Consider the following 15066-nt stretch of genomic DNA (forward strand, 5'->3'; position numbering starts at 1 on the left):
CCGGCCCTGGCCCTGTGCGCGGCGCCGGCTGACCTGTTTGATTCGCTGCAGCGCCACGCCGGCCTGGTGCTCCTCGGGCCCGCCATCCGGCAGGTGATTGCCCGTGCCGAGTTGGCCGCCCTTGAAAAGCAGTTAGGCCCAGGCAGTCTCGAATTTGTGCGCCGGCAGGCGCCTCGTCTGTGGGCCGGTGGCGGCGGGGCGCCGGCACTGCGGGTGGACGCGGCCACGGTGTCCGACCAAACCCTGCGATGGGGCGCCGAAGTGCTGGCACGTGCTTTTGAGGCTGCATCACCGCCCGTGACGCGGCGCGGCCACCTGCGCCTACCCCCGCAGGTGGGGCGCGAGCCCTTGCCCGCCGGATTGGATGAACCCCGACGGGCGCTCGCCCTGGCGCGGGCCCTGCTTCATGAACTGGACGCCCCATGGCTTTCGCTCTTCCCCGCGAGCCCCTGAAGCCCGTTCGCGCGCTGGCGGTGCACGTTCGCCCGGGCAGCACCGTTCTGCGCGCCGACGAATTGCAGGTGCTGGCCGATGGCCAGCAGGCGATCGCCGCCGCAGCGGCACAGGCCGACTTGGTGCTTGGCCAGGCACAGGAGGCCTACGAAGCGGAAAAGCGCCGCGGCTATGCCGAGGGCCAGGAAGCGGCCCGGCTCGATGCGGCCGAGCGCCTGATTGAGAACGTCGCCCGGCAGGTCGAGTTTTTCTCGGGGCTCGAAGGGCGCATGGTCGACCTGGTGATGAACGCGGTGCGCACCGTGATCCACGGCTACGACGAGCGTGAACGGATTTTCATGACGGTGCGCAATGTCCTGGCGGTGGCGCGCAGCCAGAAACAGGTCACGGTCCGGCTTGCGCCTGCCGAGGTCGCGGCGGTGCGGGAACGCATCGACACGCTCAAGCAGGAGTTTCCGGGAATTGATGTGATCGAGGTGGTGCCCGACCACCGGCTGGAAGGGGACGCCTGTGTGCTGGAGACCGAAGTGGGTGTGGTGGAGGCCAGCCTGGAGACCCAGATGAAGGCGCTGCGCCAGGCCTTCGAGCGGGTGCTGGGCAGCCGCACCTGATGTGAACCCAAATCACCGAGCCGATACCCATCAGCAAGCACCAAGCACCAAGAACCACGCACCGATATCTACGTACCGAGCACCAGGCAGGACATTGACCCCGGTATTGACAAGAACATTGACAAGGAGCGATGCGCCATAAGGCGCAGGGTTCATGCGGCAGTTTGATTACGTGATGGACATGATGGGCATGGCCCTGCAGGACCTGCACACCTTGCGCATCAAGGGCCGGGTGGTGCAGGTGGTCGGGACCATCGTCAAGGCCGTGGTGCCCCATGTGAAGGTGGGTGAGGTCTGCGTGCTGCGCAACCCCGACGACGGTTTCGAGATCAAGGCCGAGGTGGTGGGCCTCGCCAAGGACTCGGCCCTGCTCACGCCCCTGGGCGACATGACCGGCATCAGCGGCTCGACCGAGGTCATTCCGACCGGGCAGACGCACATGGTGCCGGTGGGCTGGGGCCTGCTGGGCAGGGTGCTCGACGGCCTGGGCCGGCCGATGGACGCCGACCGGCTTGGCCCGATCAAGGCCGACAAGTTCTACCCGGTGATGGCGCCCGCCCCCGACCCGCTGACCCGGCGGCTGATCGACAAGCCCCTGCCGCTGGGCGTGCGCGTGCTCGACGCCACGCTCACCTGCGGCGAGGGCCAGCGCATGGGCATCTTCGCAGCTGCGGGGGGCGGCAAGTCGACCCTGATGGGCATGCTGGTCAAGGGCGCGGAGGTGGATGTGACCGTGGTGGCCCTGATCGGTGAGCGGGGTCGCGAGGTGCGTGAGTTCTTGGAGCACGAGCTCGGGCCCGAGGGACGCCGGCGCGCGGTGATTGTCTGCGCGACCTCGGACCGCAGTTCGATGGAGCGAGCCAAGGCGGCCTATGTGGCCACTGCGATTGCCGAGTACTTCCGCGACCAGGGCAAGAAGGTGCTGTTCTTGATGGACAGCGTGACCCGCTTTGCCCGCGCTCTGCGCGAGATCGGCCTGGCTGCCGGCGAGCCGCCGACACGCCGCGGCTTTCCGCCCAGCGTGTTTGCCACCTTGCCGCGCCTGATGGAGCGGGTGGGCATGAACGACAAGGGCTCGATCACCGCCCTCTACACCGTGCTGGTCGAGGGCGACGACATGACCGAGCCGATCGCCGACGAGACCCGCTCCATCCTCGACGGGCATATCGTGCTCTCGCGCAAGCTCGGCTCCGCCAACCATTACCCGGCGGTCGATGTGCTGGCCTCGGCCAGTCGGGTGATGCACCATGTGGTGAGCTCTGAACACCGGGCCGCCGCAGGGCGCTTGCGCGAGTTGATGGCCAAGTACGCCGAGGTGGAGTTGCTGGTCAAGATCGGCGAGTACCAGCGCGGCGGTGACCCGACCACCGACGAGGCGATTGACAAGCAGGATCTCATCAACCAGTTCCTGCGCCAGCGCACCGACGACGTCGCCGATTTTTCGCAGACGCTGGCGCGCCTGCGTGAGTTGGTGGGGTCCTGAGACGGGATCGGAGCGGCCCATGTCCAAGATGCTGGGTCAGATTCTGGCGATCAAGGCCTTCCGCGAGTCCCGCGCGGCGCTGGCGGTGACACGCCAGCGCCAGGTGCTGCAGCGCGCTGAGGCCCGCGCCGAGGCCAGCCAGCGCCAGCTCGAGGACCACCGCAGCGAAGCCGAGCGCCGCGAGCGTGCGCTGTTCGACGACTTGTGCAGCCGGGTGGTGCGCCTGTCGGCCATCCAGGACGTGCACCTCGAAATTGAGGAAATGCGGCTGCAAGAGCGCGACCACGAAAAGGCTCTGGAACAGGCGCGGGCCGAGCGCCACAGACAGGCACAGACGCTGGTCGAGCGAAGGACAGAGCACAGCCAGTCGCTGCAGGTGAAAGAGCGCTTTGTCGAGCTCACCAGGCAGGCGACGGAGGAGGCCGCTTGGGAGGCGGACCGACTGGAGGAGCTCGAGCTCGAGGAAGTGGCCGAGATCCGCGGTGGGCGGGTCCTGCGCGAGCGACAACAGGAAGAACAGGAGACCCCATGAAGCCCGAGCTTTTAGTCAGAGGCAGCGCCCCGGTCGATGGCTCGTCGGGGGCTGCCTCCGCCGCGCCCGCGAACCGCACCGATGCGCGCGAGTTGGCAGACCGCGCGCGCCGGTTCGAGCGTGCGCTGTCGCAGCCGAGCACGCCGCGGAGCCCTCGGCCGAACCAGCAGCCCAACACGCCGTCTGACCCGAGCCCGCTCAACCGAGACGCGGTTGACGCTGCCCTCGGGGCGGTGGACGAGTGGTCGGTGGAGGCGGGCCTTTCACCGGCGGGCGCGACGCGGTATGCCGCAGACCGTGATGCCAGCGCCAAGATCGCCCCGGGGGTGGACCTGCAGGCACTCGCGGACCACCTCGCCGAGCGTCTGGCGGAAGGCGCCCTTGGCGCCTCGCCGCCTCACTCGCCATCAGGTGGGGGTTCGGGTTCGGGTTCGGGTTCGGGTTCGGGTGCCGCGCTATCGACTGTCGCTCTGCGTCGTGCCGGCGCAAGCGACGGTGTGGGGGCGGCTGAACTAGGGGCAGGTCTTGCCAATCCTTCGGCGGGTTCTGCGGTAGGTTCTGGTGTTTCCCCGCTGGGAGCGGCGCCCTCGGCAGGGCCCTTCGCAGCACCCTTGCCAGCGCTCTTGCAGGATGTGGCGGCGAGGACCGACCCGAGAAGCACTGTTGTCGTTTCGCTTGGCGCAGGCGCGACGAGCGAGGGGATAGCCGGCCCGTCCACTCCGCTCGCATCACCGCCGCCAGCGGCATCCTCCGTAGCGGGGCTGATTGCCACGGGTGGCGCTGCAGCGGGTGGTGCTGCAGCGGGATCGCTTGCAGCGGGGCTCACCGCAGAGGGAGAGCCCGTGCCAGCGCCAGGTTCTCTCCGGGTGGTCACAGACCTTCCCGCCGGGACGGAGCCTGGCACCCTGGGAGGCAGTCGGTCCGACCCGGGCGGCCTGGGTCTTGCCCGAGCGCAAGCGCAAGTCCAAGGCCTGGCGCTTGCGCTCGGGCAAGTTCCGGGGCAAATTTCAGGACAGTTGGCCCAGTCAGCCGCAGGCCTGTCGACCGCGCAGGTCCCCGCGGCGCTGGTGGCTACGCCCACGCTTGTGCTCAATGCCGCAGCCACCAGCGCCGGGTCCCTGCCACAAAGCAGCGGAGGCGGTCCCAGTGGGGACGGGGGCGAGCTTGTTGACCAGGGTGAAATGGGTCACGGCACCGACCCGCTGGCGTCTGCCAGCCGCCGGCCCAAAGACCCGCTCGATGCGTTCCCCCTGGGAGGGGCCGCGACCCCCACACAGCCGCCCCTGCCGCTGCCCCTTTCCGCACTGGCCAACGCATCGCCCGCCGCGCCCAGCCCCGGTGCACCCGGCGGCGCCGAGGCGGTGTGGAGGCAGGTCCAGGACATGGCCCTGCGCATGGCCGCCGGCACCGGCGCCAGCGGCGCGCACCAGATTCGCCTGGAGATTGACCCGCGCCTGCTCCCGGGCGTGCAAGTGGTGCTGCAGATGAGCGCCGGGCAGATGCAGATGGAGTTCGTCTGCAGCAACGATGTCTCGCGCCGACGGCTGCGCGCCGCGGCGCAGCGGGAGCTGGGGCCGATGGCGTCCCGACTGGGGTGCCCGGTGCAGGTGACGCTGCGCGCGGATGGCCCGGACGCTGGCGCCGCCACCGGACGTGGTGACGACGCGGAGTACCTGCATGCCGCTGCCTGAGGTGCCGTCCCTTGCCAGCGGGCTGCGGGTGGGCCCGCTGCGCCTGCGTCGCCGCACATCGGCGCAGGCCCGTGCGGCCAACCGCGTTCTCCAGCGGGCGCAGGCCCTGGACCTGCAACTCGACGGCCGCCCCTGGCAGCTCGCGTTGCTGCCCGCTGGTGGATCGCCATCAGATGCCGGACCCGGGTCCCATCCCGAGCACGCCAAGGCGCATCTCTGGTACGTGACCGCGCGCTGGGGTGACGCGCCCTTCACCCTGGCCCTGCACGCCGCCGCCGTGCAGGCCTGGCTGTCCGATGCCTTCCCCGACCTCGACCTGCCCGAGCTGCCCGCGCCTTTTCTCGCCGCGGTGCTCGAGACCACGGTGCGAACGGTTCTTGCCCAACTGGCCGACCTCGGACAGGGCGAGTTGCAAGGAATGCGGATCGAAACGTCCCCTGCCGTCACATACGGCCAGGAGGAAACATGGCGTTTGCAGTTGAAGTCCGAGGCCGCGCAGCTCGAAGGAACGCTTTTCACCACAACCGCCGGGCTCATGCGCCTGGCCTCTGTCCTGAAGGACCATCCCCCCTTTCTTGGCCCCCTGGCCGACTTGGCGGCCGCGCGCTTTCTTCCCATCGCCTTGCACGCCCAGATCGGGTTCACGTCCTTGCGTGCCGAGGAGTGGGCTCAGCTCAAGCCCGGGGACGCCATCCTGGTCGAGCGGCCCCTGCTCGCACCGGACGGCGAATTCACCTTGGCCTGGGGCACCTTCACCTTTCGGGCTCGGCCTCAGGCCGGGCAGCTTGTGGTCACGGCCATCCACGCACACACGGGAGGCGCCATGGACCGCTTTGATGATGAGCACGAGGGGCTGTCCCCGCTCGATTCGCTTCGCCGCGTGCCGCTGCGCGTGACCTTCGACGTGGGTGAGCTTCGCCTCACCCTGGCCGATCTGGAAAGCCTGCAGGTCGGCCAGGCGCTCGACCTGGGCCGGCCCTTGTCGGAAGCGGTGCAACTGCGCATCAACGGAGCCCGGGTGGGTCTGGGCGAGTTGGTAGACATTGACGGCCGGCTGGGCGTAGTCCTGCGCTCGCTCTCGGCGCAAGACCTGGCCGAGCTGGCCGAAGTGGCCAAACTCGGGGTGGAGCCGGGCGCAGGCGTAGACGACGCCACCGCATCGGGCGCCTCGGATTGGGACGCGGGAGCGCTCCATGGGCGGGCGGATGACGACTTCGCGGACGACGAGCAGCCGCTGGTCGAGGCCCCCGCCATGCCACCGACGGAGGCCTGATGCAGTCCTACGACCCCCTGGTTCTCCTGCTCGCATTCGGCATGCTGGCCGTTTTGCCGACCCTGGTCGCGGTGACTACCTCCTTTTTGAAGATCGCGGTGGTGATGAACCTGGTTCGCAACGCCTTGGGCGTGCAGCAGGTGCCGCCCAATATCGTGATCTACGGGCTGTCCCTCATCCTCACCGTGTACGTGATGGCCCCGGTGGGCAACCGCATGTACGAGTCCCTGGCCGAGCAGCCCTCGGCGCTGCGCAGCGTGGACGGCATGGTCAAGGTGATCCGCAAGGGCGCCGAGCCGATGCGCGGCTTTCTTGAGCGCAACACAAGGGCCGAGCACCGAGACTTCTTTGTGCGAACCGCCAAGCGGATGTGGGGACCGGAGCTGTCCCAAAACGTGGCACCCAACGACTTTCTGGTGCTCATGCCGGCCTTTCTGGTGAGCGAGTTGACCGCTGCCTTCCAGATTGGCTTCCTGCTCTACTTACCCTTTGTGGTCATCGACCTCATTGTCTCGAACATCTTGCTGGCGATGGGGATGATGATGATGTCGCCCGTCACCGTGTCGCTGCCGCTCAAGCTTTTTCTCTTTGTGGCGGTGGATGGCTGGACGCGGCTGATCCAGGGCCTGGTTCTCACCTACGTCTGAGCCCTGCATGGACACCGCAAACCTGGTCGGCTTTCTGACCCACGCGCTCTACCTGTCGCTGTGGCTCTCGCTGCCACCCATCGTGGTGGCCTCGGTGGTGGGCGTGCTGTTCTCCCTCTTCCAGGCCCTGACGCAGATCCAGGAGCAGACGCTGTCTTTTGGCATCAAGCTGATCGCGGTGATGGCCACCCTCGTGTTGACGGCTCGTTGGATGGGCGGCGAGATGTACAACTTCACCCTGCGCGCCTTCGAGGCGCTGCCGGGGATCGGGCGCTGAGGGCGGGAGCGCGCATGGACAGCGTTCGCGAGGGTATCCGCAGCCTCAGTGAGTTCGAGAGTTTCGCGCTCGCCTTGGGCGCCACCATGCCGCGCACCCTGGGCCTGTTCGTCATGGTTCCGATCTTCCACGCGGAGCTGCTGCCGACCATGCTGCGACTGGGCGTGGCCGCAGTCTTGGGCCTGGTGGTGGCGCCTACGCTGGTGCCGGCCATCGAGGCCTTGCACTTGCAGCCCCTGGACCCGCTGGCCCTCGTCATGTTGGTGGCCAAGGAGGTCTTTGTCGGCTTCGTCATGGGGGCGCTGCTGGCCATTCCCTTCTTGGCCTTCGAGGCCCTGGGCTTTCTCATCGACAACCAGCGCGGTGCCAGCATCTCGGCCACGCTCAACCCCCTCACCGGCAACGACAGCTCACCGCTTGGGCTTCTCTTCAACCAGGCCTTCATCGTTTTCTTTCTGATCAGCGGCGCGTTCCTGATCCTGCTGGACCTGCTGTACGGAAGCTTCCAGCTGTGGCCGGTGTTCGAGTGGACGCCCACGCTGCGGCCGGGGTCCATGCCGTTTTTCATCGAGCAGCTGATGCAGGTGGTGAACCTGGGGCTGCTGCTGGCGGCGCCGGCCATCGTGGCGATGCTGCTGGCCGAAATCGGGCTTGCGCTCATCAGCTTGGCGGTACCTCAGTTGCAGGTCTTCTTCCTGGCGATGCCGATCAAGAGCGCCCTCGTCCTGCTGCTGCTGCTGTTCTACCTCGGGACGCTGTTCGAATACGGCGGCGAGCAAATCGAGCGGCTGCGGGAGATCGTGCCGCTGCTTCACGAGCAATGGCGAGGGGCCGGGACATGAGCGGCGAAAAGACCGAACAGCCCACAGCCAAAAAGCTGCGCGATGCCCGGAATGACGGGCAGGTGCCGCACAGCAAAGACCTGACCCAGACCGTGCTGGTGGTCGCGCTGTTTGGCTACATGCTGGCGGATGGCAGTGCGATTTTGAAGCGCTTGGGCGACATGATGATTTTCCCCATGGGTCTGCTCACGATGGACTTCGACCAAGCGGTGAACGCGGTCATCACCCGTCTGCTGGAAGAGTCAACCCAGCTGATGATGCCCTTTTTGCTCATCGTCATCTTGCTGGGTTTGGCGGTGGAGTTGTCCCAGACGAGCATGCTGCTCACGTTCAAGACCCTCTCCCGCGTGGGCTCCAAACTCAATGTCGCGACCAATGTCAAGAACATGTTCTCGATGAGGACGCTGGTCGAATTTCTCAAGTCCTGCGCCAAGATCGGGCTGCTCTCAGGCATCGTCTACATGGTGGTGGCGGCAGCTCTGCCTGGCCTGATCACACTCCCCCGTGCCGGTCTGGTGGGCGTGGCCCTGGCGATGGGTGCGATGCTCACGTCATTGATTCTCAAGGTGTCCATTGGCTTCGGGCTGATCGCCGCCATCGACTTCTTTTGGCAGCGCCATCACCATGCGCAGCAGCTCAAGATGAGCAAGCACGAGATCGAGCAGGAGTTCAAGGAGAGCGAGGGCGACCCGCACATCAAGGGCGAGCGCAAGCAGCGCCACCTGGAGATGCTTAACGAGGAGCCGGTGAACCGTGCCCGGGAGGCCTCGGTGCTGGTCACCAACCCGGTCCATGTGGCGATTGCCATCGTCTACAGGGAAGAGTCCACCCCCTTGCCGGTGGTGACTGGGAAGGGGCGCGAGGCGCAGGCGCGCCGCATGGTGCACGCCGCGCGTGAGGCCGGCGTGCCGGTGATGGAAAACGTTCCCCTGGCCTGGGCACTGCTCGAGACCGCCCAGGTCGATGCCTATATTCCCGAAGAACTGATCGCGCCGGTGGCGGAGGTCCTGCGGCTGGTCCGTGCCGCCCAAGGCGAGGAAGGTGAGGAGCCGCAATGAATGACCGTCCCCCCAACCGCCAGGCCGGCGCAGCTGCCGCAGCCAAGGCGCCATCGGCCAACGGGCTGTCTGCCAAGGGCTTGTCTGCCAGTCCGCTCTCTGCGGGCCCAGTGTCTCCGGGGCCGCTCGCCCCCAGCCCTGCAAGGTCCGACGGATCCATGGCCCCCGTGGTACCGGCCCTGCTCCGCGCCTATATGGTGGCGCACCAGGTGGCACCGGGCTCGGTGCTGCCCGACGGTCGGTTAGGGCTGAGCTTTGATGGCCGCTGGCGGGTGCAGGTGCGTCCCCTGAGTGATGGCCGGCTGCTTCTGTCCGCGGCGGTGCTCGATGTCGCTGATCGCAGCGGCCCTGCGCGCGAGGAACTGCTGGTGGCATTGGCTGGCTATGCGACCGGGGTGATGCGCGATCACGAGAGCGGGTTGGCCCTCGATGAGGAGGCGGGTCGGCTGCTGCTGCACCAGCAGGTCGCCGCCGACGCCAGTTTGTTCAAGCTGGAGTCGGCGCTGGGTGACTTCGTCAACATGCTGTCCTTCTGGACGGGCAGCGCCCGCATGGAGGCGGCGCGGCGTCAGGCCACGCTGTCGCGCGGATGAGGCGGGCACCCTCTTTGAGCTCCGCGCGTCCAATGCGCCCAGCGCGTCCTATGGGGCCCGTCGAGCCCGTGGGGCCTGTGCGTATAGCTGCGCTTGATTTCCTGCCTTGTCGCGTGTTGGCCTGGGGCTTGGCCAGTGCATCCGCCAGATGGGTCCGCTCGGTCTTTGGCTCAGCAATGGTCTCGGTGATTGTCTCGGCTACGAAGGCGGTCACGATCACGCGAACAGTCTCGCGAACGATCTCGGTCATGGTCTCGGCAATCGCCTGGGCTGCTACTTCTGCGCTGGCCGTGGCGCAGACCCTGCCACCCGCGCCGGTACCTGAGCCCACATCCAATTCAGCGGGCGGTGCAGGGGCTGTCACGGCGCCCGTCACCGCCAGTGGTGGATCTGTCGTCGGCCGTGACATCCAGGCTGTCAGCGGTGGCCCTGGCGCCTCCGGCGGCGGCGCCGCCACGGGTGCCTCCGCTGCGGCGAGCACCCCCACCAAGGGCGGCGGCTGGCTGGGCTTGGCGTCGGGCAGCGGTGCGCGCGGTGCAGCGCCACCCTGGCCGGACGCGCCCTACACCTACTTTGCGGCCGAGGCGCGCCTCACGGCTGTGCTGTCCGAGTTCGCTACCAATTTTTCCCTGGCCCTCGACCTGGCGCCCGGGCTTGCGGGCACGGTCAATGGCCGGTTCAGTGCCAGCAACCCGGGCGAGTTCCTCACGCGCCTGGGCTCGGTGTACGGTTTTGCCTGGTATGTCGATGGCGGCACCCTGCATGTGGGACGCAGTGCCGACCAGCAGGTGCGGGCCCTGCCCTTGCCGGCCGCCCTGGGTCCGGTGCGGCAGATGCTGCAGGAGCTCGGCGTCGTCGACCCGCGTTTTGGCTGGACCGAGATCCCATCCCAGAAGCTGGTCCTGGTCTCCGGCCCGCCCGGCTACGTGACGCGGGTGGAGAGCGCCTTGCGCCAGATGCCTACGGTGAGCACGGCCCAGCAAGTGAATGTTTATCGCTTGCGGTATGCGTCGGCGGACGACCGGGTGATTCAGCAGGGCGAGCGCCGCTTGGTGCAGCCCGGGCTGGCAGGTGTGCTGCGCAGTCTCATGCTGGGTGGCGGTGCACTGGCTGGCGCGCCGCAGGCCGGCGGGGAGGCTGGCGGCTCGGCTGCGCCGTCCGGGTTGGCGCCGCTGCCCTCAGTGCCGGTACTGCCCTCAGTCCCGCAGGCGGGCGAACCCAAGTCGTCTTCAGACGCGCCGGATGCCCGTGGCACCGCTGGCTCGGCAAGGCCAGCAGACAGTGCTGCTGCATTTGCCAGCCGGCCGCCTGGCGTGCCCCTGGCCAGCCCGGCGAGCACCCCGACTTCCTCGCTTCAGGTGGGTGGCGACGCTCAGGTGCGCGCCCCCTCCATTCAGACCGACCCGCGGCTGAACGCGGTGATCATTCAGGACATGCCCGAGCGCATGGCGCTGTACGAGCGTCTGATCGCGCAGTTGGATGTGCCCACTCCCCTGATCGAGATCGAGGCGCTGATCATCGACATCAACAGTGAGCGGGTGCGTGAGCTGGGCATCAATTGGGCGATCAGCGGCGATAACTTCGCCCTGGGCTATGGGGCGACCTCCGCACAGCCGGGGCAGGGCACCTTCGGCTTCTCGCTCGCGGGCGGCGCGAGCACGCTCTCGGCAGCCGCCGGCGGCCGGCTGCTGGCCCAGGTGCGGCTGCTCGAGACACAGGGCGATGCCCGCATTCAAAGCCGGCCATCGGTGCTCACCCTCGACAACCTGGGCGCTTTGCTGGACCTGTCCGAGACCTTCTACATCCGGGTGATGGGTGAGCGCTTCGGCAGCGTCTCGCCGGTGACCGCCGGCACCAGCCTGCGCGTCACGCCCCGGCTGATCGAGGGGGAACTGGCCGCCATTCAGATGGCCATCGACATTGAAGATGGGCAGATTCAGGATCGCCAGATCGACACCCTACCGACGGTGCGTCGCAGCACGGTGAGCACCCAGGCCATCGTGCGTCATACCGAGAGCCTGCTCATTGCCGGATATAGCACCGACCAGGCCATCAACGCGGTGCAGAAGGTGCCTTTGCTCGGCAACCTGCCGGTGGTGGGCCCCTTGTTCTCGACCCGCTCGGTCACCTCCCAGAAGCGGGAGCGCCTGTTCCTGATCCGGCCCCGGCTGGTGGGCCTGGGCATGGCGCCGCCATCTGCTGTACCGGGTGCGGTGTTTGCCCCGACCCCTGCACCCAACGCTGTACCCAATGCTGGACCCAACGCTGCTGCTAGCCCTTCCCTGAACTCGGCCCCGAACGCTGTACCCTCGGCAGCCGGCGCCGGCGCCGCGGGCGCTTCATCCTCGCGGGCGCCCGTGCGTGGCCCCAACCGGTAGGGGCCAGGCGTCTGCCGCTCTAGCAGGTCACCCGTGGAAGTCGATGTGCTGGCCTGCCAGCCGCTTGCGCAGCGTGGCGCGGGCACGCGACACACGGCTGCGCACGGTGCCCACCGGGATGGACATCATGATGGCCGCGTCTTCATAGCTGAGCTCCTCATAGGCGACCAGCAGCAGCACGTCACGCATTTCCGGGGGCAGGTCATCGAGCGCCGATTGCAGCGCGCGCACCGCCTGGCTGTGCTCAAGTTGGCGGCTGGGGTCGGGGTTGTGCGAGGCGGTCTCGTTCAGAACCTCGTCGTCCTCGAAGGTGTAGCGGCGGTGGGGGGCGCGTGAGAGGTAATTGCGCACCAGGTTCATCGCAATACCGTAGAGCCAAGTGGAGAGTTCCGACTCGCCCTTGAAGGTGGCAAAGCTGTGTGCAGCTTCGACGAAGGCCTGTTGGGTGATGTCTTCGGCGTCACTGCTCCAGCCGATGTGCTTGACGACGAAACGATAGAGGCGATGGCGGTGGTCTTGGACGAGCTTGCGGAAAATGGCCTCGTCCGAGGGGCGGAAGCTGGCGGGTGCGGGCTTGTCTTCTGCGCCGAGGAGGAAGGCGGCCGTGCCCGGACCTGAAGCCGCTACCGTGGTCAGGCCGAGGGAGGCGGCGGCTTGCGGTGTAGAAGAAAGATGGGGTCGGGCGTTCACATCAACTCCAAAGTGTTAATTCAGGCCCAACGGTGCATCAAAGTAATTATTTAGTCAATAGGTATTCAATTTAGTCTGGATTGACCGTGCAGACGGTGCGGCGCCGGGGCCTGTGGCAGCTCCGTTGGCGCGGCCAGTGGGGTGCGCTGCGCGAAGGGGGCGCATAGGGTTGCGCAAAGCGAGAGCGAAGGGCGCGGGGAGGGGCGCGTCTAGGGGCGCGGGGGCAGCGAAGGAAGAGCGAAGAGAGCGCGAAGAGAGCGCGAATGGGGACCGAGAGGAGGCCCGGTAAGGGCCTGGGGCCTGGGGCCTGGGTTCAGCCCCGGAGCTTGGCCATGAAGCGGTCGGCTTCTTGGAAGGTCTCGAGGGCTTTGCGAGACCCCTCGATCAGCTCGACCTGGGTTGTGTCGAGCTGGTAGGGCTGCCCCTGGACCGCTCCCATGTACTCGGCCAGCTTGCGTGCCAGGCCAGGCGGCAGCCCGATTTCGGCAGCTGCGCCTTGGTGCGATGAGTCAGCGGTCTGCGCTGCTGCACCAGCCAGGACGCCAGCCAGGCCGCCAGCCGAGGCGCGGATGGCTGAGGTGTGGTGATGCGCGGTGTCGGCGTCTGAGCGCTGCACATGCGCCACCTCTACCAGCCCGATGGGCAATTGCATGGAGCCGCCGGAGACCACGCGCAGTGCTTCGCCATCAAAGACGATCAGGTCACCCGCACTCAGGGACCTTGGCGTGTTTCCGGCTTGTTCGGACTGGAACAGCGCGCTCGGATGTGCGGCTTGGTGGGAGATGTTGTTCATGTGAGCTCGGGGGCAGAGACTGCTCAGGTGCCGACTGAAAGCGAAGATGCCCCGTGGGTGACCGGGTCCGGATGATGGTTCCGAAGTGCGCGGTGCACGGACCGATCAAGCGACTTGCTCCTACACGCCTGTCAGAGGAACCCAGCGGAGCCGGTGGAACCCTGCTCACGCCTGTGGTGCCCGAGGCCGGAATCGAACCGGCACGCCTTGCGGCGGGGGATTTTGAGTCCCCTGCGTCTACCAATTTCACCACTCGGGCTAAGGAGAGCGAACTCAAAAATTATGGCACAGTGTCGGAATGAAGTACCCCACGATCGAAGACGCCGTCGGGCGCACGCCCTTGGTGGCGCTGCAGCGAATCGGCGCCGAGGGCCATCGGCAGCGCAGCAATGTGGTCCTGGGCAAGCTCGAGGGCAACAACCCCGCTGGCTCGGTCAAGGACCGCCCGGCCCTGTCCATGATTCGTCGGGCCGAGGAGCGCGGCGACATCCGCCCCGGCGACACCCTGATCGAGGCGACCTCGGGCAACACCGGCATTGCCCTGGCCATGGCGGCCGCGATCAAGGGCTACCGACTGGTCCTGATCATGCCGGAGGACCTCTCTATCGAGCGCGCCCAGACCATGAAGGCCTTTGGCGCAGAACTCCTGCTCACGCCCAAGAGCGGAGGCATGGAGTACGCCCGCGACCTGGCCGATAAGATGCAGCGCGAGGGCAAGGGTCGAGTCCTTGACCAGTTTGGCAACGAGGACAACCCCCGTATCCACTACGAGACCACCGGCCCCGAAATCTGGGAGCAGACCGGTGGGCGCATCACCCATTTCGTGAGTGCCATGGGCACCACCGGAACCATTACCGGCGTGTCGCGCTTTCTCAAGGAGAAAAATCCGCAGGTGCGCATCATCGGCGCGCAGCCCAGCGAGGGATCGCGCATTCCCGGCATCCGCAAATGGCCGCAGGAATACCTGCCGCGCATCTACGATGCCCGAAACGTCGATGAGCTGGTGTACGTGAGCCAGGACGAGGCAGAAGAGATGTGCCGGCGTCTGGCGCGGGAGGAGGGCATCTTCGCTGGCATTTCGGCGGCCGGTGCCTGCTGGGTGGCCCAGCAGATTTCGGCCCAGGTCGAGAACGCCACCATCGCTTTCATTGTGTGTGACCGCGGCGACCGCTACCTGTCCACCGGCGTGTTTCCCGCCTGAGCCGTCCTGGCCGTCTGCCCGCCATGTCTGCGCCCCCCGCTCCCCGCTTTTGCCCCCAGTGCGCCACGCCTCTGGCCCTCATTGCCCTCGAAGAGGACGGAGGCCTGTGCGAGCGGCTTCGGTGTCCCGCCTGCGCATGGACGCACTGGAACAACCCGACGCCGGTGCTGGCCGCGATCGTCGAGTACGAAGGTGGCGTGCTGCTGGCGCGTAACGCGGCCTGGCCGGGTCGGATGTTTGCCCTCATCACCGGCTTCATGGAGGCCGGCGAGACGCCAGAAGCCGGCATCGTGCGTGAAATTCGCGAGGAAACCGCGCTGGAGGTCAGCCACCTCGACCTGGTCGGCGTCTACGACTTCCAGCGCATGAACCAACTGATCGTGGCCTACCATGCGGTGGCCCACGGGGAGGTGCGGCTCTCGCCTGAGTTGGCCGAGTGGCAGCGCTTTGAACTGGACGAGGTGCGCTGCTGGCGCGCGGGCACCGGGCAGGCGCTGGCCGCGTGGCTGCGCAGCCGCGGCCATGAGCCCCAGTTCATCGATTT

General features: G+C 67.3%; 16 protein-coding genes and 1 tRNA gene. 14 read left to right on the plus strand and 3 right to left on the minus strand.

The genetic code is table 11. From position 1 onward, the window contains the following. The 12 genes from QE494_RS13140 to sctC form a co-directional block, all read left to right on the plus strand. Positions 1-453: SctK family type III secretion system sorting platform protein (locus QE494_RS13140; protein ID WP_300043907.1), on the plus strand; the 453-nt coding region annotated here is incomplete at its 5' end. Continuing rightward, the gene (locus QE494_RS13145) at positions 423-1064 is read left to right on the plus strand and encodes an HrpE/YscL family type III secretion apparatus protein (RefSeq protein WP_300043909.1); all 642 of its coding nucleotides are present in this window, start codon (positions 423-425) and stop codon (positions 1062-1064) included. The genes QE494_RS13140 and QE494_RS13145, both read left to right, overlap by 31 nt. A 154-nt stretch (positions 1065-1218) precedes the next feature. Beyond that, positions 1219-2547 (plus strand): type III secretion system ATPase SctN, encoded by a 1329-nt coding sequence (sctN, locus tag QE494_RS13150; protein WP_300043911.1) that lies wholly within the window; start codon positions 1219-1221, stop codon positions 2545-2547. 19 nt (positions 2548-2566) lie between these two features. Continuing rightward, positions 2567-3079, plus strand: a complete 513-nt coding sequence (locus QE494_RS13155; protein ID WP_300043913.1) for a YscO family type III secretion system apparatus protein — start codon at positions 2567-2569, stop codon at positions 3077-3079. Positions 3080-4095: 1016 nt separating this feature from the next. Continuing rightward, entirely contained in the window at positions 4096-4770 is a 675-nt protein-coding gene (locus tag QE494_RS13160; RefSeq protein WP_300043915.1) for a hypothetical protein, read from the plus strand. Continuing rightward, entirely contained in the window at positions 4757-6043 is a 1287-nt protein-coding gene (gene sctQ, locus QE494_RS13165) for a type III secretion system cytoplasmic ring protein SctQ (protein ID WP_300043917.1), read from the plus strand. Before QE494_RS13160 ends, sctQ begins: the two co-directional genes overlap by 14 nt. Beyond that, positions 6043-6690 (plus strand): type III secretion system export apparatus subunit SctR, encoded by a 648-nt coding sequence (sctR, locus tag QE494_RS13170; protein WP_300043919.1) that lies wholly within the window; start codon positions 6043-6045, stop codon positions 6688-6690. The genes sctQ and sctR overlap by 1 nt, the downstream gene beginning before the upstream one ends. Positions 6691-6697: 7 nt before the next feature. Beyond that, positions 6698-6967 (plus strand): type III secretion system export apparatus subunit SctS, encoded by a 270-nt coding sequence (gene sctS, locus QE494_RS13175; RefSeq protein ID WP_300043921.1) that lies wholly within the window; start codon positions 6698-6700, stop codon positions 6965-6967. Positions 6968-6981: 14 nt separating this feature from the next. Further along, a complete protein-coding gene (gene sctT / locus QE494_RS13180; protein ID WP_300043923.1) occupies positions 6982-7809 on the plus strand; it encodes a type III secretion system export apparatus subunit SctT in 828 nt (275 codons plus the stop codon). Next, a complete protein-coding gene (gene sctU, locus QE494_RS13185) occupies positions 7806-8867 on the plus strand; it encodes a type III secretion system export apparatus subunit SctU (protein ID WP_300043925.1) in 1062 nt (353 codons plus the stop codon). The genes sctT and sctU overlap by 4 nt, the downstream gene beginning before the upstream one ends. Then, on the plus strand, positions 8864-9460 hold the full coding sequence (locus tag QE494_RS13190; protein WP_300043927.1) for a CesT family type III secretion system chaperone: 597 nt from the start codon (positions 8864-8866) through the stop codon (positions 9458-9460). Before sctU ends, QE494_RS13190 begins: the two co-directional genes overlap by 4 nt. A gap of 248 nt (positions 9461-9708) precedes the next feature. Next, a complete protein-coding gene (gene sctC, locus QE494_RS13195; RefSeq protein WP_300043929.1) occupies positions 9709-11838 on the plus strand; it encodes a type III secretion system outer membrane ring subunit SctC in 2130 nt (709 codons plus the stop codon). A 27-nt stretch (positions 11839-11865) separates the two neighbouring features. Here the strand turns inward: sctC and QE494_RS13200 are convergent, their stop codons facing one another. The 3 genes from QE494_RS13200 to QE494_RS13210 all read right to left on the minus strand — a co-directional run bounded on the left by QE494_RS13200 (position 11866) and on the right by QE494_RS13210 (position 13580). Next, complete coding sequence (locus tag QE494_RS13200; protein WP_300043931.1) at positions 11866-12528, minus strand: RNA polymerase sigma factor; 663 nt, start codon at positions 12526-12528, stop codon at positions 11866-11868. Between the two features lie 313 nt (positions 12529-12841). Next, positions 12842-13321: a hypothetical protein gene (locus QE494_RS13205; RefSeq protein ID WP_300043933.1), complete on the minus strand. Its 480-nt coding sequence runs from the start codon at positions 13319-13321 to the stop codon at positions 12842-12844. A gap of 174 nt (positions 13322-13495) precedes the next feature. Further along, a tRNA-Leu gene (locus tag QE494_RS13210) sits at positions 13496-13580 on the minus strand. 39 nt (positions 13581-13619) lie between these two features. Between QE494_RS13210 and cysM the strand changes: the two genes are divergently transcribed. Both cysM and QE494_RS13220 read left to right on the plus strand, forming a co-directional pair. Continuing rightward, entirely contained in the window at positions 13620-14522 is a 903-nt protein-coding gene (cysM, locus tag QE494_RS13215; RefSeq protein WP_300043935.1) for a cysteine synthase CysM, read from the plus strand. Between the two features lie 23 nt (positions 14523-14545). Beyond that, on the plus strand, positions 14546-15066 hold a 521-nt coding region (locus tag QE494_RS13220), incomplete at its 3' end, for an NUDIX domain-containing protein (RefSeq protein WP_300043937.1).

The sequence above is a fragment of the Ramlibacter sp. genome, assembly GCF_029866045.1.
Taxonomy (GTDB): Bacteria; Pseudomonadota; Gammaproteobacteria; order Burkholderiales; family Burkholderiaceae_C; genus Ramlibacter.